The organism is Stenotrophomonas riyadhensis (assembly GCF_040256885.1).
Lineage (GTDB): Bacteria > Pseudomonadota > Gammaproteobacteria > Xanthomonadales > Xanthomonadaceae > Stenotrophomonas > Stenotrophomonas riyadhensis.
In genome coordinates this window covers 4,424,249-4,442,461 of sequence record NZ_CP155568.1, presented here as the reverse complement: position 1 = coordinate 4,442,461, position 18,213 = coordinate 4,424,249, and the positions used below count along the sequence as shown (strand labels likewise).

General features: G+C 68.2%; 16 protein-coding genes. 12 read left to right on the top strand and 4 right to left on the bottom strand.

The genetic code is table 11. The features are described 5' to 3' along the window. Positions 1–73: 73 nt before the first annotated feature. The 3 genes from SriyCCGPB3_RS20490 to SriyCCGPB3_RS20480 all read left to right on the top strand — a co-directional run bounded on the left by SriyCCGPB3_RS20490 (position 74) and on the right by SriyCCGPB3_RS20480 (position 4,707). The gene (locus SriyCCGPB3_RS20490; protein ID WP_153854779.1) at positions 74–2,299 is read left to right on the top strand and encodes a S9 family peptidase; all 2,226 of its coding nucleotides are present in this window, start codon (positions 74–76) and stop codon (positions 2,297–2,299) included. Positions 2,300–2,324: 25 nt separating this feature from the next. Then, positions 2,325–2,840: a cytochrome c oxidase assembly factor Coa1 family protein gene (locus SriyCCGPB3_RS20485; protein ID WP_153854778.1), complete on the top strand. Its 516-nt coding sequence runs from the start codon at positions 2,325–2,327 to the stop codon at positions 2,838–2,840. Between the two features lie 67 nt (positions 2,841–2,907). Continuing rightward, on the top strand, positions 2,908–4,707 hold the full coding sequence (locus SriyCCGPB3_RS20480; RefSeq protein WP_153854777.1) for a DUF885 domain-containing protein: 1,800 nt from the start codon (positions 2,908–2,910) through the stop codon (positions 4,705–4,707). Between the two features lie 92 nt (positions 4,708–4,799). Here SriyCCGPB3_RS20480 and SriyCCGPB3_RS20475 read toward each other — a convergent pair whose 3' ends face one another. Then, on the bottom strand, positions 4,800–5,264 hold the full coding sequence (locus tag SriyCCGPB3_RS20475; RefSeq protein ID WP_014038879.1) for a hypothetical protein: 465 nt from the start codon (positions 5,262–5,264) through the stop codon (positions 4,800–4,802). A 184-nt stretch (positions 5,265–5,448) separates the two neighbouring features. On the opposite strand from SriyCCGPB3_RS20475, the gene SriyCCGPB3_RS20470 reads away from it, so the two are divergent. The 4 genes from SriyCCGPB3_RS20470 to SriyCCGPB3_RS20455 all read left to right on the top strand — a co-directional run bounded on the left by SriyCCGPB3_RS20470 (position 5,449) and on the right by SriyCCGPB3_RS20455 (position 8,048). Next, positions 5,449–5,697, top strand: coding sequence for a hypothetical protein (locus SriyCCGPB3_RS20470; protein ID WP_006475755.1), 249 nt, complete (start codon positions 5,449–5,451; stop codon positions 5,695–5,697). A gap of 122 nt (positions 5,698–5,819) precedes the next feature. Then, positions 5,820–6,737 carry a bestrophin family protein gene (locus SriyCCGPB3_RS20465; protein WP_153854776.1) on the top strand — a complete coding sequence of 306 codons (918 nt, stop codon included), beginning with the start codon at positions 5,820–5,822 and terminating at the stop codon, positions 6,735–6,737. Between the two features lie 19 nt (positions 6,738–6,756). Next, positions 6,757–7,746 carry a porphobilinogen synthase gene (gene hemB / locus SriyCCGPB3_RS20460; protein WP_153854775.1) on the top strand — a complete coding sequence of 330 codons (990 nt, stop codon included), beginning with the start codon at positions 6,757–6,759 and terminating at the stop codon, positions 7,744–7,746. A 32-nt stretch (positions 7,747–7,778) separates the two neighbouring features. Continuing rightward, complete coding sequence (locus tag SriyCCGPB3_RS20455; protein WP_049424121.1) at positions 7,779–8,048, top strand: SHOCT domain-containing protein; 270 nt, start codon at positions 7,779–7,781, stop codon at positions 8,046–8,048. Between the two features lie 123 nt (positions 8,049–8,171). Here the strand turns inward: SriyCCGPB3_RS20455 and SriyCCGPB3_RS20450 are convergent, their stop codons facing one another. Next, positions 8,172–9,044, bottom strand: coding sequence for a TolB family protein (locus tag SriyCCGPB3_RS20450; protein WP_153854774.1), 873 nt, complete (start codon positions 9,042–9,044; stop codon positions 8,172–8,174). 48 nt (positions 9,045–9,092) lie between these two features. Between SriyCCGPB3_RS20450 and aroE the strand changes: the two genes are divergently transcribed. The 3 genes from aroE to dinG all read left to right on the top strand — a co-directional run bounded on the left by aroE (position 9,093) and on the right by dinG (position 12,553). Continuing rightward, complete coding sequence (gene aroE, locus SriyCCGPB3_RS20445; RefSeq protein WP_110714068.1) at positions 9,093–9,938, top strand: shikimate dehydrogenase; 846 nt, start codon at positions 9,093–9,095, stop codon at positions 9,936–9,938. A 3-nt stretch (positions 9,939–9,941) separates the two neighbouring features. Beyond that, positions 9,942–10,295 carry a hypothetical protein gene (locus SriyCCGPB3_RS20440; protein WP_110714067.1) on the top strand — a complete coding sequence of 118 codons (354 nt, stop codon included), beginning with the start codon at positions 9,942–9,944 and terminating at the stop codon, positions 10,293–10,295. A 155-nt stretch (positions 10,296–10,450) separates the two neighbouring features. Continuing rightward, complete coding sequence (gene dinG, locus SriyCCGPB3_RS20435) at positions 10,451–12,553, top strand: ATP-dependent DNA helicase DinG (RefSeq protein ID WP_094001302.1); 2,103 nt, start codon at positions 10,451–10,453, stop codon at positions 12,551–12,553. Between the two features lie 92 nt (positions 12,554–12,645). On the opposite strand, the gene SriyCCGPB3_RS20430 is transcribed toward dinG, so the two are convergent. Then, positions 12,646–13,818: a DUF418 domain-containing protein gene (locus SriyCCGPB3_RS20430; protein WP_350259674.1), complete on the bottom strand. Its 1,173-nt coding sequence runs from the start codon at positions 13,816–13,818 to the stop codon at positions 12,646–12,648. A 226-nt stretch (positions 13,819–14,044) separates the two neighbouring features. Then, positions 14,045–15,883 carry a dihydroxy-acid dehydratase gene (ilvD, locus tag SriyCCGPB3_RS20425; protein WP_153854771.1) on the bottom strand — a complete coding sequence of 613 codons (1,839 nt, stop codon included), beginning with the start codon at positions 15,881–15,883 and terminating at the stop codon, positions 14,045–14,047. A gap of 410 nt (positions 15,884–16,293) precedes the next feature. Here ilvD and SriyCCGPB3_RS20420 point away from each other — a divergent pair, with 410 nt between their 5' ends. Both SriyCCGPB3_RS20420 and SriyCCGPB3_RS20415 read left to right on the top strand, forming a co-directional pair. Beyond that, positions 16,294–16,866, top strand: a complete 573-nt coding sequence (locus tag SriyCCGPB3_RS20420; RefSeq protein WP_071228542.1) for a DUF1190 domain-containing protein — start codon at positions 16,294–16,296, stop codon at positions 16,864–16,866. Positions 16,867–16,873: 7 nt separating this feature from the next. After that, entirely contained in the window at positions 16,874–18,052 is a 1,179-nt protein-coding gene (locus tag SriyCCGPB3_RS20415; RefSeq protein WP_153854770.1) for a glutathionylspermidine synthase family protein, read from the top strand. Positions 18,053–18,213 lie beyond the last annotated feature (161 nt).

Here is an 18,213-nt window from a genome sequence, read left to right as displayed (position 1 = left end):
GGCTTGGTTAGGATGGGGGACGACCGCTCCGCGTCCATCGCGGGGGCGGACCTGCCGTTTGCCGGGATCCTCCATGCGCCACCTGTTCGCTTCGCTCGCCCTCATGCTCGCCACCAGTACCGCCGCCCACGCTGAAAAGCTGACCCTGGAAGCCATCACCGGCCCGCTGCCGCTGTCCGGCCCGACCCTGATGAAACCGAAGGTCGCCCCCGATGGTTCGCAGGTCAGCTTCCTGCGCGGCAAGGACAGCGACCGCAACCAGCTGGACCTGTGGACCTACGACATCGGCAGCGGCCAGACCCGTCTGCTGGTGGATTCGAAGGTGGTGCTGCCCGGCACCGAGACCCTCAGCGATGAGGAAAAGGCCCGCCGCGAACGCCAGCGCATCGCTGCGATGACCGGCATCGTCGATTACCAGTGGTCGCCGGACGCGCAGCGCCTGCTGTTCCCGTTGGGCGGCGAGCTGTACCTGTACGACCTCAAGCAGCAGGGCCAGGCCGCAGTGCGCCAGCTGACCCACGGCGAGGGCTTCGCTACCGACGCCAAGCTGTCGCCCAAGGGCGGTTTCGTCAGCTTCATCCGTGGCCGCAACCTGTGGGTGATCGACCTGGCCAGCGGCAAGCAGTTGCAGCTCACCCGCGACGGCAGCACCACCATCGGCAACGGCGTGGCCGAGTTCGTCGCCGACGAGGAAATGGACCGCCACACCGGTTACTGGTGGGCGCCGGATGATTCGGCCATCGCTTTCGCGCGCATCGATGAAGCACCGGTGCCGGTGCAGAAGCGCTACGAGGTCTACGCCGACCGCACCGACGTGATCGAGCAGCGTTACCCGGCCGCCGGCGACGCCAACGTGCGCGTGCAGCTGGGCGTGATCGCACCGGCCGCCGATGCGCAGCCGCGCTGGGTCGACCTCGGCAAGGAACAGGACATCTATCTGGCCCGCGTCGACTGGCGCGATGCCCAGCACCTGAGCTTCCAGCGCCAGTCGCGTGACCAGAAGCAGCTGGACCTGGTGGAAGTGGCACTCGACTCCAACCGCCAGCGCGTGCTCGCGCACGAAACCAGCCCGACCTGGGTGCCGCTGCACAACAGCCTGCGTTTCCTCGACGACGGCAGCGTGCTGTGGTCGTCCGAGCGCACCGGTTTCCAGCACCTGTACCGCATCGACAGCAAGGGCAAGGCCACCGCGTTGACCCACGGCAACTGGCCGGTGGACGAGCTGCTGGCGGTCGATGAAAAGGCCGGCAAGGCCTACTTCCGTGCCGGCATCGAGACCTCGCGCGAAAGCCAGATCTACGCGGTGTCGCTGCAGGGCGGTGAGCCGCAGCGGCTGTCCAAGGCTCCGGGCATGCACAGCGCCAGCTTCGCCCGCAATGCCAGCGTCTATGTGGACAGCTGGTCCAACAGCACCACGCCGCCGCAGATCGAACTGTTCCGCGCCAATGGCGAGAAGATCGCCACCCTGCTCGAGAACGACCTGGCCGATCCCAAGCATCCGTATGCGCGTTACCGCGATGCGCAGCGCCCGATCGAGTTCGGTACGCTGACCGCCGCCGACGGCAAGACCCCGCTCAACTACAGCCTGATCAAGCCGGCCGGCTTCGATCCGTCCAAGCGCTACCCGGTGGCGGTGTACGTCTACGGTGGCCCGGCCAGCCAGACCGTTACCGACAGCTGGCCCGGCCGTGGCGACCACCTGTTCAACCAGTACCTGGCCCAGCAGGGCTACGTGGTGTTCTCGCTGGACAACCGTGGCACCCCGCGACGTGGCCGTGACTTCGGTGGCGCGTTGTATGGCAAGCAGGGCACGGTGGAAGTGACCGACCAGCTGCGTGGCGTGACCTGGCTGAAGCAGCAACCGTGGGTGGACCCGGCGCGCATCGGCGTGCAGGGCTGGTCCAACGGCGGCTACATGACCCTGATGCTGCTGGCCAAGGCCTCGAACCAGTACGCCTGCGGCGTGGCCGGTGCGCCGGTGACCGATTGGGGCCTGTACGACAGTCATTACACCGAGCGCTACATGGATCTGCCGGCGCGCAACGAAGCGGGTTACCGCGAAGCGCGCGTGCTGACCCATATCGACGGCCTGCGTTCGCCGCTGCTGCTGATCCACGGCATGGCCGACGACAACGTCTTGTTCACCAATTCGACCAGCCTGATGAGCGCGTTGCAGAAGCGTGCACAGCCGTTCGAGCTGATGACCTACCCGGGTGCCAAGCATGGCCTGTCCGGCGCCGATGCCCTGCATCGCTACCGCGTGGCCGAAGCCTTCCTGGGACGCTGCCTGAAACCTTGATCCACAGCCGGGAAGGAGCCCGCCGATGACCCTGCCACCGCCGATTCCTGCCCATGGCCAGAGGCCTGCCAGCTGGTGGTGCCGACACTGGCGCTGGGCAATGCCGTTGACCGTGGTGCTGGTGCTGGGCGCGGTGGGGGGCGTGGTGACCTGGAGCGTGCTGCGCTGGAGCGAGGCGGCACGCGAGAGCCCGCCGATGCGCGAAGCGATGCGTCGCGCGGGATGCAGCATCGAACTGGTGGAAGCCTTCGGCGAGCCGCTGCGCACCGAATCGATGCCGCTGGGCAGCATGCAGACCGCGATCAACGGCCAGCGTGATGTTGGCCTGACCGTGGCCCTGGAAGGACCCCACGCGCACGGCCGGCTGTTCGTGAAGGGCACCCGCAGCGATGACGTGTGGGATTACCCGGTGATGTACGTGCTGGCCGAGGACAAGCAGACCTTCGACCTGACCGCATTGGATGACGACGAGGCGGCACAGGAATGCGAACTGCAGGCCTGCCGTGATCGCGGCGAATGCCCGATGACCGCGGCGTTGTGACCTCCGGCCGATTGTCGCCACCGCGCTGAGCGCGTAGGGTGCGGGCAACCCTTTGCTGGAGTGTCCCATGAAGCCGATCGCGTTGGCCGTTGCCCTGGCCCTGACTGCCGCCCCGCTGCTGTCTGCGCCGCCGGCGCTGGCGGCACCCGCTGCCAAGGCCGCGACTCCCGCCAGCCCGGCCTGGGTCGCCCGCAGTAATGCGCTGGCGCAGATCCTGCTGGATGCGCAGGGCCCGTTCCAGCCGGAGGAAACCGGCTTCTTCGGCGTGCCTGGCTATGACGAAAAGGTCGCCGATCTCGGCCCCGACAACGGCAAGCGCTACCGTGCCGCGATGGCCAAGGCCCGCGACGAGCTGAAGGCGAAGCTGGCCACCGAACAGGATCCCAATGTCCGCCAGGACCTGGAGATCATGATCCACGCCGCCAACCAGAACATCGAAGGCAGCGAGCTCAACGAGAAGTACCTGCTGCCATGGAGTGACGCGCCGCAGACCGTGTTCAGCGGCCTCAACCTGCTGCTGTCCGACCAAGTGCCAGCCGAGCGCCGGGCCAAGGCGATCGAACGCCTCAAGGCCTATGCCGGCCTGCAGCCGGGCGGCACCGCGTTCACCACGCTGGCCCGCCAGCGCTACGAAGAGCGATTGAAGGACAGCAGTCTGCTGCAGCCGACCAAGATCGAAGTGCAGCAGTCGCTGGACAACGTCGAGACCTACATCACCGGCATCGAGTCGCTGCTGAAGAAGTACCAGATCGCCGGTGCCGATGAGGCGATGAAGACACTGGCCGGGCAGATGAAGGACTACGCCGCCTGGACGCGCACGACCGTGCTGCCGAAGGCACGTGCCGACGCACGTCTGCCGGCGCCGCTGTACGCCTACCAGCTCAAGCAGGTAGGCATCGACATCGACCCGAAGCTGTTGATGCAGCGCGCGCAGCTGGAATTCATGGAAACCCGCTCGGCGATGCAGCAGCTGGCGCCGCTGGTGGTGAAGGACAAGGGCCTGAAGGTGGCCGACCCGAGCGACCCGGTGGCGGTGATCCGCGCGCTGAAGGCCGACAAGATCGCCGACGATCATCTGGAAGGCCACTACCGCAAGGTGATCGATGCGATCGACCCGTTGATCCGCGAGCACGCCATCGTCGACGTGCCCAAGCGCGCGATGCAGATGCGCCTGGGCTCGGCCGCCGAGAGTGCTGCGAGCCCGGCGCCGCATTTCCTGCCGGCGCCGCTGGTCAACAACACCGGGCAGCAGGGCACGTTCGTGCTGCCGCTGGGCAACCCGGCCGCGGGCCCGGGTGCGCAGTACGACGACTTCAACTTCGGTGCGGCGGCGTGGACGCTGAGCGCGCATGAGGGCCGCCCGGGTCACGAGCTGCAGTTCACCGCCATGGTCGAGCGCGGCGTGTCGCTGGCACGCACCATGTTCGCGTTCAATTCGGTGAACGTGGAGGGCTGGGCGCTGTATGCCGAAGCCGAGATGGTGCCGTACGAGCCGCTGGACGGGCAGATGATCGCCCTGCAGTTCCGCCTGCTGCGCGCCGCACGCGCGATGCTGGACCCGATGCTCAACCTTGGCCTGACCGACCGTGCCAACGGCGAGCGCGTGCTGATGGAGCAGGTCGGCCTGTCCAAGGCGATGGCCACCCAGGAACTGGACCGCTACATGGTGCGCATGCCGGGCCAGGCCGGCAGCTATTTCTACGGCTACACCCGCATCCTCGAACTGCGCATGCAGACCGAGCTGGCACTGGGCGCGAAGTTCGACCGCCTGGCGTTCAACAACTTCTTGCTCGACCAGGGCCTGCTGCCGCCGGACCAGCTGGCCGATGCGGTGAACAAGGTGTTCGTGCCGAAGTACAAGCGCTGAGCATCAGCGGGTAGTGCCGGCCGCTGGCCGGCATTCCCCTTGGGCAGAGTTGCCGGCCAGCGGCCGGCACTACCCGCGGTGACGCTGCCGCGTCACCGCTGCGGCTGCGGTGTGATCACCTGTGTCGGCAACCGCGCCGGCGGTGCCGGATTCGGCACCCAGATTGCGACGCCGGCGGCGCGCTTCTGCGTGGTCGGAATGCCGATGCCGACGCCACCGCCCACATGCGAGCCAAACGTGCCGGCGCCGACCGACATGCCCACCGGCGAACCACTGCTGCCCACGCCCATCAGTACCACGCCATTGGCGCCGAGCGCGGCGGCCTCACGCTTCAGGCGTGCCACGGCGGCGTCGGTCTGGCCCTGGGTGCCGAAGCCCACGGCCGAAGCCGATTCCAGCTGCGCGATTTCCTGGGAACCGGCCGGCGGCGTCGAATAGATCTGCACCAGCGCCGGATCGATCGGTGCGCGGGCGCGGCCCAGCATCACCTTGGAGGTACTGGCACAGCCAGCGGCGACCAGCAGGATGGCCGCCAACGCGGCCCAACGGATATTCATGGCACGACCCCTGTAGGACTGGTTGCGATCATCGGCGGGCCACTCTGAATCGGCGCCAACACCCGGGCCAGGGCACGCACGACAGCACGCTAGCACGGGGCGGGTGACAGCCCCGCCAATGGCAGTAGGCGGCGGCAGCGGGAACGTCTATGGTTGGGGCAGGAACCAACTGCGGGAGAGCGGCATGGGTGTGATCAGTCTGTTGTGGGGCGTACTGGCGCTGTTGTGGATGATCCTGGCGCTGATTCCACTGCTCGGCTGGGGCAACTGGTTCCTGATCCCGTTCGCTGCGGTGGGCGCGGTGATCGCCGCGCTGGGCATCCTGTTCACCCATCCGAGCAAGCGTGGCCGGGCCTGGGCCGGGCTGGTGCTGAACGGCATCGTGGTGGTGGTCGGCATCCTGCGCCTTGGCCTGGGTGGCGGCGTGATCTGAGCCCGCACCCGGGTGCGACAGGGCGTCGCAGGCGCACGGTCCATGGCCGGGCAGGGGCGTACAATGAATGGCTGCGCGAGCCCCCCGCGTGCCTGTGAATCCGCGCCCGGCGCGGCAGCCCCATGATCATCCGACCCCGTCCCCACGGCTGGCAACTGCTCTACATCCTGCGCGGCTCGATCGTCAAAGCGATCGCGCCCAAGGTGCTGGCCATCCTGATCCTGTCCATTGCGGTGGCCGCCGTGGTGGAACTGGCGCCACCGACCGGCATCGAGCGTGTCTCGGTCACGCCGTTCACCCTGCTTGGCCTGGTGCTGTCGATCTTCCTCAGCTTCCGCAACAGCGCTTGCTATGACCGCTGGTGGGAAGGCCGCAAGCTGTGGGGTCAGCTGGTCTACGAATCGCGCTCGCTGGCCCGCCAGGTCAACCTGCTGCTGGCCGATGACGCGGGCCGCCGTCGCCGCATCGCCTACCTCACCACCGCCTTCGCCCATGCCCTGGCCGGTCGCCTGCGCGGGCGCATCGTCGCGCTGATGGCCCTGCCGTGGCTGGACAAGCGCCAGCGCGAACAACTCGGCCAGCGCGAGAACGTGCCGGACGCGCTGTTGTCGATGGTCGCCGCCGAGCTGGCCCAGGCCCTGCGTGCCGGTGACCTCGACCCGATCCTCTACGCCCAGCTGGAGGACCGTCTGCACGCGATGTCGTCGATCCAGGCGGGCTGCGAGCGCATCCTCACCACGCCGCTGCCGTTCGCCTACACCCTGCTGCTGCACCGCTGCGCGTGGATGTTCTGCGTGCTGCTGCCATTCGGCCTGGCCAGTTCGCTGGGCTGGGGTACGCCGGTGCTGTCGGCGGTGCTGGCCTATGCCTTCTTCGGCCTGGACCAGCTGGGCGAAGAAATGGAAGACCCGTTCGGCCTGGAGCCGAACGACCTGCCGCTGGACGCGCTGGTGCGCACCATCGAGATCGACCAGCTCGACGCGCTCGGCGAACGCCCCTTGCCCGAACCCCTGCTGCCGCAGGGCTACCTGTTGCAATAGCCACTCCTCGGAGCCTGCCATGTCCCACCCGCTTTACCGTCCGCGCCGCATGCGCCATGACGAGTTCTCGCGCCGCCTGATGCGCGAGAACACGCTGACCACCGACGACCTGATCTACCCGGTGTTCGTGCACGAGCTTGCCGGCCGCACCGCGGTACCCTCGATGCCGGGCGTGGAGCGGCTGTCGATCGAAGAACTGCTGAAGGTGGCCGAAGAGGCGCTGGAGCTGGGCATTCCGGTGATCGACCTGTTCCCGGTGATCGACCCCTCGCTGAAGTCGCTGGATGCATCGGCGGCATGGGCCGAAGACGGGCTGGCGCAGCGTGCGATCCGCGCGCTGAAGTCGCGATTCCCGGAACTGGGGGTGATGACCGACGTGGCGCTGGACCCGTACACCACCCACGGCCAGGACGGCATCATCGACGACAAGGGCTATGTGCTCAACGACGTCACCGTCGAAGCGCTGGTCAAGCAGTCTGTCTCGCATGCCGAAGCGGGCGTGGACATCGTCTCGCCGTCGGACATGATGGACGGCCGCATCGGCGCGATCCGCCGTGCGCTGGATGCCGACAACCACATCAACGTGCGCATCATGGCCTACTCGGCCAAGTACGCCTCGGCGTTCTACGGTCCGTTCCGTGATGCGGTGGGCAGCGCCGCCAGCCTCGGCAAGGCCGACAAGAAGACCTACCAGATGGACCCTGCCAACGGCGACGAGGCCCTGCGCGAGATCGCGCTGGACCTGGAAGAGGGCGCCGACATGGTGATGGTCAAGCCGGGCATGCCGTACCTGGACCTGGTGCGCCGGGTGAAGGAGACATTCGGCGTGCCGACCTTCGCCTATCAGGTGAGTGGCGAGTACGCGATGATGAAGGCTGCTTTCGCCAACGGCTGGCTGGACGAGCGCGCCTGCGTGCTGGAGTCGCTGCTGGGCTTCAAGCGGGCCGGCGCCGACGGCGTGCTGACCTATTTCGCGCCGCAGGTGGCGCGATGGCTGCGCGAGCGCTGACAATAGCGCCAGGATAGACGGAGGAATACGCGATGGGCCCCGAACTGGGATGGATGCAATGGCTGATCTGGGGCATCGGTACGCTGGTGTTCGGCGCCATCATCGTCGGTGTCTTCATCGCGGCCTGGCGGGCCGGCAAGCGCCCGCCGGAGCAGCTCTCCGCCGCCCGCCATGTCGCCCGTGAGCAGGCCCTGCCGGACAGCGTGCAGGCCGAACTGGCCGCGCTGAACCAGCGCAAGGACAATGGCCAGCTGAGCGAGGTGGAGTACGAGCAGTTGCGCGCCAAGGTGTTGTCGCGCTGACGGGTGGGTGCCAACCTTGGTTGGCACTTTCCCGCATGCCAACCAAGGTTGGCATCTACCAAACGATCATCCACGCATGGCGTGGATCTACGGGTGGCCGCCAACCCCGGTTGGCGTTTGCCGTTACCGAGCGGCAGGCAGGCACCCCGCAACCGCCGCCACCTTCGGCACCGCCAACCGGTACACGTCCACGCCACCGGCACGCGGCGCCTTCGCCGCACTGCTGGCAACCATCATCTCGCCCGGCTTGGCGTTGTCGATCACCGGCGCGCCGGTCCAGCCGCCGGTCTGGTTGAACGACAACCCCAACGGCTGCAGCGCCGCGCCGGTCCACGCACAGCCGCTGCTCCATACCTGCGCGGTCGTGCCGCTGCCGCGGCTGAACACCACGGCGCCGTCATGGCCCAGCCAGTCGCCATCGGTCTCGTCGTCGGCGCTGTTCAACGCGCTCAGTGCGGTGGCCGGACCACGCAGGCCCTGGGCATCCAGTGTCGACACGAACAGGTCCCAGCCGGCGCCACGGCCCTGCTGGCGGGCAAACAACAGCTGCCTGCCATCCGCGCTCAGGGCCGGCCCGCGCTCTTCCCGGCGGCCCGCGTCGCCGGCCAGCGGCTGCGCCGGGCCCAGCTGGCCGTCGGCGGCCAACGCGGCGCGGTACAGCGCCAGCTTGCCGTCGGGGCCGGCCGCGAACAGCAGCCAGCGGCCATCGCGGCTGAAGTAGGGATCACGGGCCTCACCGGCCACGCCTACCGGCAAGGCCTGCGCCTGCTGCCAGCGGCCGTCCACCAAGCGCGCCTCCCACAGGCCCCAACCGGCCTCGCCACGGCGGGCGAAAACGATGCGCTGGCCATCGGCGCTGATCGTGGCGCGGCCCTCGTCGGCGCGGGTCGAGACCACGCCCATGCCTTCGATGCCGTACTCGTTCAACGCCATCGCCACGGGGGCAGAGAGTAGACTGGCGGCAAGCACCAGCAGGGGCGGGGTGATGCGCATCATCCGGATCCGTGCACGAAAGAGCATCAGTCTAGCCAGCTTGAGGATTCCATGACCGACCGTTACGCCGTCTTCGGACACCCCGTTGCCCACTCGAAGTCGCCGCAGATCCACGCGACGTTCGGTCGCCAGGAAGGCATCGCAGTGGATTACCGCGCGATCGACCTGGCCCCGGATGCGTTCCTGGCCGGCCTGGAGGCCTTCGCCGCCGAGGGCGGTGTCGGTGCCAACGTCACCCTGCCGCACAAGGAATCCGCGTTCTCGGTGTGCACCACGCTGACCGCACGGGCGCGTCGCGCCGGCTCGGTCAACACGCTGCTGCGCAAGGGCGACCGCTGGCATGGTGACACCACCGATGGCATCGGCCTGGTGCGCGACCTGACCGATCGCCACGGCCTGGACCTGCGCGGCCGCCGCATGCTGCTGATCGGCGCCGGCGGTTCGGCGCGCAGCGTCGCCCCGGCGCTGCTTGATGCCGGCATCACCGAGCTGGTGGTGGTCAACCGCACGCCGGAACGAGCCGATGAGCTGATCGACGCGATGGGCGAACCGGGCCGCGCGATCAGCCGCTACTGGGAAGACCTGCGCGACCTCGGCGACTTCGAACTGATCGTCAATGCCACCTCGGCCGGGCGCGACCGCGCCGTTGAGTTCAAGCTGCCGCTGTCGCTGGTCAACTCGATGACCACCGCCGTCGACCTGAACTACGGCGAGGCCGCCATCGCCTTCCTGGCCTGGGCCCGTGCGGCGCAGTGCCGCAATACCGTGGACGGCCTGGGCATGCTGGTCGAGCAGGCGGCCGAGAGCTTCCTGCAGTGGCACGGTGTGCGCCCGCAGACCGACGAGGTCTACCAGTCGCTGCGCCAGGGCTCGGCGGTACTGGCCGGCGAGGACTGACCGATGGACAGCACAACCCTGCTGGTAACCGTGCTGAGCATGGTCGGCGTACGCCTGCCGGTGCTGATCGCGCTGTGCGTGGGCCTGGTCTGGGTGGTCGGGGCACCGCGCGACGCCACCCGTACCGGCGCCCTGGTCGGCCTGCTGCTGTTGCTGCTGACCAGCCTCGGTGGAATGGCGGCGGGCATCCTGCCGATGTGGATGGTCCGCAGTGGTGATTTCAGTGCCGTGTCGAGCCTGAGCGCCATCCTCGGCGTGCTGCATTTCGCGCTGGCGATGATCGAGGCCATCGGTGTGGTCCTGCTGGTCTGGGCCCTCGTGCGCCTGCTGCGATTGCGCGGCAACGCAGCGCAATGACACGCCGGTGACGGCCTCGGGCCGTCACCTGTCCTGCCTGGTGTGTTCATCCAGCCACCGGGCGTCGCCGCTGCCCCGTTCAGGCAGCCAGCGGCGGCGGAGGTGGCCGGCCATGCGACAATGACCGGCCTGATCCAGCCACGGTAGTTCCCGGCGTGACCGAAACCGTCGCCGCTCCGCGCACGCTCGATGACACCTTGAAGGACGCGATCCGCAAGGCGTACACGACGCTGCAGGCCAATACCCCCGGCTTCTCCACCCGTCGCTCGCAGAGCCAGATGATCGGTGTGGTGTCGCGCGCGCTGTCGAAAAGCGGTGGCGTCGGCGTGGTCGAGGCGCCCACCGGCGTCGGCAAGAGCCTGGGCTACCTCACCGCAGGCGTGCCGATCGCGCTGGCCAGCAAGAAGAAGCTGGTGATCAGCACCGGCACCGTGGCGTTGCAGTCACAGCTGGTCGAGCGCGATATCCCGAATTTCCTCAAGGCCACCGGCCTGGAAGCGACCGTGGCGCTGGCCAAGGGCCGTACCCGCTACCTGTGCACGCGCAATGCTGCCGAAGCGCAGGGCGAGGGCTCGCAGGGCGGCATGTTCGAGGATGACGCGCCGCTGTTCGACCGGCCGCTGGCGCCGATCGAGATGGACATCGCCAAGCGCCTGACCGACGCCTTCACCGGCGGCAGCTGGGATGGCGACATCGACAACGCACCGGAGACCATCAGCCCCGGCCTGCGCAGCCGCATCACCACGCCGGCCTCGGGCTGCGCCGGGCGCCGCTGTGCCTATTCGGCGCAGTGCGCGGTGCTGCGTTCGCGCAACACGGTGCGCGATGCACAGATCGTGGTCACCAACCACGCGCTGCTGTTGTCGGCACTGTCGATCGGTGACAGCGACAACGGCCAGCCATTGATCGCGCCGCCGTCGGACATGCTGCTGGTGCTGGACGAAGGCCATCACATCGGCAACGTGGCGATCGACCAGGGTGCGGCCAGCCTCGCGCTGGATGAGATGGCCAAGCGTACCGGCCGCCTGCAGATCCTGATCGCCGGTGCCTACCGTGCGGTCGACAAGGACCGCCTCGGCAACCTGCTGCCCAACGAAGCGATCGAGGTGGCCAGCAACGTCGCCAAGCAGCTGCGTGCGTTCCGTGACCACATCGAACGGGTGTGGATGCCGGCGCCGGCCGACGAAGAGCCGATGTGGCGCGCGGCCAATGGGCGCCTGCCCGACGCCTGGCGCGAGCCGATCGAAGCGCTGGCCGACGACACCCGCAGCCTCTACAACTGGGCGCATGCCGCCACCGCGCAGGTCGCCAAGGGCAAGCCGGACGATGCCGCGCGCGAGCGCCTGCAGCGCAACCTGGGCATGGCGCTGGAAATGATCGAGCAGCAGTACAACCTGTGGCAGGCGTGGCGCCGCGAGGACAAGGACGGCGCGCCGCCGATGGCGCGCTGGGTTACCGCCACCCGCGACGGCGACCTGGTGCTGCATGGCTCGCCGGTGTCGGCCGCGCACGTGCTGCGCAAGCTGCTGTGGGATGAAGTGGACTCGGTGGTGATGACCTCGGCGACGCTGACCGGCGGCGGCGATTTCCAGTCGCTGGCGATCGACAACGGCATTCCGGAAGAGGCCGAGATGGTCTCGCTGTCGTCGCCGTTCGACCTGCCCAACCAGGCCGAGCTGATCGTGCCGAAGTTCCCGGTCACCCCGGATGACCGCGAAGGGCACCCGCGCGAAGTGGCGCGCTACCTGGACACCGAACTGGACTGGGCCAAGGGCTCGATGGTGCTGTTCACCTCGCGCTGGAAGATGGAGAAGGTGGCCGGGCTGATGTCGGCCGCGCGCCGCAAGCAGGTGCTGGTGCAGGGCGAGATGTCCAAGACCCGGCTGATCGACGAGCACCTGCGACGCGTGGCCGCGGGCGAGGGCTCAGTGCTGTTCGGGCTGAATTCGTTCGGCGAAGGCCTCGACCTGCCCGGTGAGGCCTGCACCACGGTGGTGATCACCCAGGTGCCGTTCGCGGTGCCGACCGATCCGCAGACCGCTACGCTCAGTGAGTGGTTCGAGGGGCGCGGGCTCAACGCCTTCAACCTGATCGCCATTCCGCATGCGTTGCGCACGCTGACCCAGTTCGCCGGCCGCCTGATCCGCACCTCCACCGACACCGGCCGCGTGGTCATTCTGGATTCGCGGCTGCTGACCCGCCGCTACGGCAAGCGCATCATCGACGCGCTGCCGCCGTTCAAGCGCGTGATCGGCTGACCGGTAGTGTCGGCCGCTGGCCGGCAAAAAGGGGACGGAGGGAATTAAGTCGTAAGTGGCACAAACGACCTCATCCCCTCCGCCTCCGGTCGCTAGCGCCGTAACGGCAGCCATTGCCCTTCGCTGGCGCTGCGCCACAGCCATTCGGCTGGCCCGAAGCGATGGCCACGCAGCCACCACGCGCTCGCCCACAGTTGCAGCGGGAACACCACCGCTGCCACCAGCAGCACCGGCCACAGCCCGTACTGCGGGCCGATGCCCAGCCCGAAGCCGGCAAACAGCGGCACGCAGATCGCGCTTTGCAGCAGGTAGTTGCTCAGTGCCATGCGCCCGGCCGGCACGAACACGCGCAGCATGCGCTCGGCCCACGGGCGCAGATAGAGCAGGGTGAAGATCGCCGCCGCAGCAATGCCGAGTGCCAGCGGCGCAACGCGATAGGACACGCGCAGCAGGTAGCCGGGCACGCCCGCGCGCAGCGCCGGCCATGCCTGTTTGAGCGCATCGGCCTGGGCATCGATCCACAGGAACACCGCCGTCAGCAGCAGGCTGCCGATGGCGATCGAGCGCAGCAGCGGCAGATGCGCCTGCGGCTGCTGCAGCAGTCCGCGGCGGCCGGCCCAGTAGCCCAGCAGGAAGCGGCCGAGCACGAAGAACAACAGCGCCCAGTTGCTCAGCTTCAGCCATGCGGCCAGCTGCAGGTTGTGCCACCACGCCTGCGCCAGCGTGCCGTGCGCAAGGGCATCGAGCGCCATGGCGTTCATCTGCGCGCGCGGTGTGAGCAGGGCGACCCATTCGCGGATCCACGGCGACAGCAGCGGTGGCAGCAACAGGGCGATGAACATCCCACTGAACAGCAGTGCGCGATCACCAAGGTGACGGAACAATGGCAGCAGCAGGCCCACCAGCGCATAGACCAGCAGGATGTCGCCCCACCAGACCAGCACCGAATGCAGCAGGCCGATCACCAGCAGTACTGCCATCCGCCGCAGGTGCGCGGCCATGCTACTGGGGGCGTTGCCGTCCATCTGCATTGCTACGCCCATGCCGAACAGCAGCGAGAACAGGGTGATCGCCTTCATGTCCACCAACCACGCCATGCCGGTGCGGATGGCATGGTCGAGGGCCGCGCTGGGCAGTGCCTGCTGCGCGGCCTCGGTCATCAACGCATCGAGCGAGAAGAAGCGCAGGTTGACCAGGAACACGCCGAGCAGCGCGAACCCACGCAGGGCGTCGATGAGGGGCTGGCGCGGCGGGCGGTGGGTCATGCCGCGCAGCGTACCGGATCGGTAGCGCCGGCCGCTGGCCGGCAACCGTTGTTGGTAGATGCCGACCTTGGTTGGCGCTGTGGGTTCCGTGCCAACCAAGGTTGGCACCCACCAGAACGATGCGGCGGTTGTTGCAGGGGTAGTGCCGGCCGCTGGCCGGCACCTGCACCGCGATGGCCCACATCGATGAGGCTGCCGGCCAGCGGCCGGCACTACCGCACGGGGGTCAATCGCCGAGCAGCGCGGTGTTGCGTACGGCACCCTTGTCAGCGCTGGTGGCCAGCAGCGCGTAAGCCTTCAGCGCACTGGTGACCTTGCGCGGGCGCGGTGCGCGCGGCTTCCAGCCGCGGGCATCGGCGTCGGCGTGGCGCTGGGCCAGCGTGGCCTCGTCCAGCAGCAGGTCGAGGCGGCGGGCCGGGATGTCGATGCGGATGCGGTCGCCGTTTTCCACCAGGCCGATGACACCGCCGCTGGCGGCTTCCGGCGAGACGTGGCCGATCGACAGGCCCGAGGTGCCGCCGGAAAAGCGGCCATCGGTGAGCAGCGCACATTGCTTGCCCAGCCCCTTCGATTTCAGATAGCTGGTCGGGTACAGCATCTCCTGCATGCCGGGGCCGCCCTTCGGGCCTTCGTAGCGGATCACCACCACCTCGCCCGGCTGCACTTCGTCGGCGAGGATGCCGGCAACGGCGGCGTCCTGGCTTTCGTAGACGCGCGCGGGGCCTTCGAACACGTGGATCGACTCGTCCACGCCGGCGGTCTTCACCACGCAGCCATCCACGGCCAGGTTGCCGCGCAGCACGGCCAGCCCGCCTTCCAGCGAATACGCGTGCTGCAGCGAGCGGATGCAGCCCTCGGCGCGGTCCACGTCCAGCGTCGGCCAGCGCGTGGCCTGGCTGAAGGCTTCCTGGGTGGGGATGCCGGCCGGGCCAGCCTTGAAGAAGGTATGCAGGGTGTCGTTGTCACTGCGCACCACGTCCCAGCGTTCCAGTGCTTCGGCTAGGCTGGCGCTGTGTACGGTCGGCACCGTGGTTTCGAGCAGGCCGGCGCGGTCCAGTTCACCGAGGATGCCGAACACGCCGCCGGCGCGATGCACGTCCTCGATGTGGTACTTCGGCGTGTTCGGCGCCACCTTGCACAGCTGCGGGACGCGCCGCGACAGCGCGTCGATGTGGGTCAGGTCGAAGTCGACCTCCGCTTCCTGCGCGGCAGCCAGCAGATGCAGGATGGTGTTGGTCGATCCGCCCATGGCGATGTCCAGGGTCATCGCGTTGGCGAACGCGGCCTGGGTGGCGATGCCGCGCGGCAGCGCGCTCGGGTCTTCGCCGCCATACCAGCGGTGGCAGAGTTCGACGATCAGGCGGCCGGCACGGCGGAACAGCGCCTCGCGGTCGGCATGGGTGGCCAGCGTGGTGCCATTGCCCGGCAGCGACAGGCCCAGTGCTTCGGTCAGGCAGTTCATCGAGTTGGCGGTGAACATGCCCGAGCAGGAGCCGCAGGTGGGGCAGGCGCTGCGCTCGAACGCCGCCACTTTCTCGTCGGAGGCGCTGTCATCGGCGGCCACCACCATCGCATCGACCAGGTCCAGCTTGTGCTCGGACAGCTTGGTCTTGCCCGCTTCCATCGGCCCACCGGAGACGAACACCACCGGGATGTTGAGGCGCAGGGCGGCCATCAGCATGCCGGGGGTGATCTTGTCGCAGTTGCTGATGCACACCAGCGCGTCGGCGCAGTGCGCGTTGACCATGTACTCCACGGCATCGGCGATGATCTCGCGGCTGGGCAGCGAATACAGCATGCCGTCGTGGCCCATCGCGATGCCGTCGTCCACGGCGATGGTGTTGAATTCCTTGGCGACGCCGCCGACCTGTTCGATCTCGCGCGCGACCAGCTGGCCGAGGTCTTTCAGGTGCACGTGGCCGGGCACGAACTGGGTGAAGGAGTTGGCGATGGCGATGATCGGCTTGTGGAAGTCGCCGTCCTTCATGCCGGTGGCACGCCACAGGGCGCGGGCGCCGGCCATGTTGCGGCCGGCAGTGGAGGTGCGGGAACGGTATTCGGGCATGGCTGGCGGAACGGGCGGGCCGTACGACGTGGGGGTCAGCCGATCATGGCCAATTTTTTCGGTTGCTGCTGCAACCACCTTCACCGCTTGCAGCGGCTTGGTGGTCCGCGCATTTCCCCTTATCCCCGCGCCTTCGGCGCGCCCCCTTGAACAACTAAGGGGGCTTCTTGCCGGAGACTTGGCTGCGCGCGCCGGGCCTAGCGGGGCGCCGCGGGGGGTGTGCCAACCAAGGTTGGCACCTGCCAGAGCGGTGCGCCGCCCGGGGTCGGATCCCATCGCGGCGCGATGGGCTCTGACCCCAATGCCCGACGAAAATGAAAGTCCGTTCATCTTTCGGACTTTGCCGATTCCGGTTGCTGGTCCGGATTTGGCATCATTGGGGCATTGATCCGTCGACAGGGCATGAGGCCATGAAACGTTCCCGCACCACCGCGCTGCTGCTGATGAGCGCTGCGCCGCTGCTGTTCACCGCCTGCCAGAAGGAGCCGGAGGTGAAGGTGCAGGAAGGCCTGTACACCTCGGTCGAGGCCTGCACCGAGGCCACCGGCGATCCGTCGTCGTGCCGCAATGCCTTCGCCGAAGCGCAGAAGCAGGCCGCCGATGCGGCGCCGAAGTACGCCAGCAAGGAAGCCTGCGAGAAGGACTACAAGCCGGAACAGTGCGTGCAGCAGCACACCTCGGCCGGTACCTCGTTCATCGGCCCGATGATGATGGGCTTCTTCATGTCGCAGATGCTGAGCAACCGCGGCGGCCTCGCCCCGCAGGCGCCGGCGGCGTCGCCGGCCTACCAGGACAAGAGCGCTGGTTGGGCGCGTCCGGCACCGGGCGGTACCGGTGGCCTGAACACCGCCAGCGGCATCGGCGCCGGCAAGGCTGGCCTGGCGCCGGTCACCAGCGAGCCGAACCGTGCGGTCACCGCCAGCCGTGGTGGCTTCGGCAACACCAGCGCACGCCGCAGCACCAGCGGCAGCTACGGCGGCTGATCGACCCATGCAGCGCATCCGGATTGCCGCGCGTGCCCAGTGGCGGGCACGCGCGGATGAAGCGGGTTTCCGCTTCCACACCATCGACGGCCAGCCGTATTGGGATGAAAGCGCGTACTACGCCTTCACCCTGCGCCAGATCGAACAGGACATCGAAGACCCCAGCGCCGAGCTGCACCAGATGGCGCTGGACCTGGTCGGTGATGTCATCGGCAGCGAGCGCCTGATGGACCAGCTGGCGATTCCGTCGCATTACCGCGACTGGATCGCCGACAGCTGGCGCCAGCGCCAGCCGCATCTGTACGGTCGCCTGGACCTGGCCTACGACGGTACCGGCCCGGCCAAGCTGTACGAGTTGAACTACGACACGCCGACCTCGCTGTTCGAGGCCAGCTTCTTCCAGTGGCAGTGGTTGGAAGACCAGCGCAATGCGGGTCGCCTGCCGCAGCATGCTGACCAGTTCAACGCGATCCACGAAGCGCTGGTCGAACGCTTCGGCGAACTGGCCACGCAGTTGCCGCCGCCGCTGTATTTCAGCGCCGTGGGCAGTTCGGAAGAAGACCGCGGCACCGTCGACTACCTGCGCGACTGTGCGTCGCAGGCCGGCCTGCATGGCCAGGCCATCGCCATCGAGGATATCGGCCTGTCCGAGGACGGTCGCTTCACCGCGCTGGACGATTCGGTGATCGGCACGCTGTTCAAGCTGTACCCGCTGGAAGACCTGATGGCCGAGGAGTTCGGCCGCGCGCTGCCCGGCTCGGGCGTGCAGCTGCTGGAGCCAGCGTGGAAGGCGGTGCTGAGCAACAAGGGCATCCTGCCGCTGCTGTGGCAGCGCAACGTGGGCCATCCGAACCTGCTGGAGGCGCATTTCGATGACGGCAGCACGCTGGCGTCGGGCTGGGTGCGCAAGCCGCTGTTCTCGCGCGAAGGCGCCAACATCGAGATGCACCTGGCCGATGGCAGCACCCAGCGCAGCGACGGGCCTTACGATGGCCCGGCGATCATCCAGCGTGCGCATCCGCTGACCCGCTTCGAAGGCGGCTACCCGCTGATCGGCAGCTGGGTGGTGGGTGACCACGCCTGCGGCATCGGCATCCGCGAAGACGACAGCGCGATCACCCGCGACAGTGCGCGCTTCGTGCCGCACGCGATCGTTGATGAGGCGCCGACGCGGATCTACGTCTGATGACGGTACGGCGCAACCGGGCCGGCGTGGGCAACCGACGCCGGTCGTAGAACAACCCCTGTAGGTAGAGGCCGACCTTGGTCGGTGCTGTTGATTCCGTGCCAACCAAGGTTGGCACCTGCCAGGGCGGTGCGGCGGTTGTGGCAGGGGTAGTGCCGGCC

Coding starts and splice junctions, on each gene's coding strand:
- SriyCCGPB3_RS20490 (WP_153854779.1), top strand. CDS start 74: ATGCGCCACCTGTTCGCTTCGCTCGCCCTCATGCTCGCCACCAGTACC.
- SriyCCGPB3_RS20485 (WP_153854778.1), top strand. CDS start 2,325: ATGACCCTGCCACCGCCGATTCCTGCCCATGGCCAGAGGCCTGCCAGC.
- SriyCCGPB3_RS20480 (WP_153854777.1), top strand. CDS start 2,908: ATGAAGCCGATCGCGTTGGCCGTTGCCCTGGCCCTGACTGCCGCCCCG.
- SriyCCGPB3_RS20475 (WP_014038879.1), bottom strand. CDS start 5,264: ATGAATATCCGTTGGGCCGCGTTGGCGGCCATCCTGCTGGTCGCCGCT.
- SriyCCGPB3_RS20470 (WP_006475755.1), top strand. CDS start 5,449: ATGGGTGTGATCAGTCTGTTGTGGGGCGTACTGGCGCTGTTGTGGATG.
- SriyCCGPB3_RS20465 (WP_153854776.1), top strand. CDS start 5,820: ATGATCATCCGACCCCGTCCCCACGGCTGGCAACTGCTCTACATCCTG.
- hemB (WP_153854775.1), top strand. CDS start 6,757: ATGTCCCACCCGCTTTACCGTCCGCGCCGCATGCGCCATGACGAGTTC.
- SriyCCGPB3_RS20455 (WP_049424121.1), top strand. CDS start 7,779: ATGGGCCCCGAACTGGGATGGATGCAATGGCTGATCTGGGGCATCGGT.
- SriyCCGPB3_RS20450 (WP_153854774.1), bottom strand. CDS start 9,044: ATGATGCGCATCACCCCGCCCCTGCTGGTGCTTGCCGCCAGTCTACTC.
- aroE (WP_110714068.1), top strand. CDS start 9,093: ATGACCGACCGTTACGCCGTCTTCGGACACCCCGTTGCCCACTCGAAG.
- SriyCCGPB3_RS20440 (WP_110714067.1), top strand. CDS start 9,942: ATGGACAGCACAACCCTGCTGGTAACCGTGCTGAGCATGGTCGGCGTA.
- SriyCCGPB3_RS20430 (WP_350259674.1), bottom strand. CDS start 13,818: ATGACCCACCGCCCGCCGCGCCAGCCCCTCATCGACGCCCTGCGTGGG.
- ilvD (WP_153854771.1), bottom strand. CDS start 15,883: ATGCCCGAATACCGTTCCCGCACCTCCACTGCCGGCCGCAACATGGCC.
- SriyCCGPB3_RS20420 (WP_071228542.1), top strand. CDS start 16,294: ATGAAACGTTCCCGCACCACCGCGCTGCTGCTGATGAGCGCTGCGCCG.
- SriyCCGPB3_RS20415 (WP_153854770.1), top strand. CDS start 16,874: ATGCAGCGCATCCGGATTGCCGCGCGTGCCCAGTGGCGGGCACGCGCG.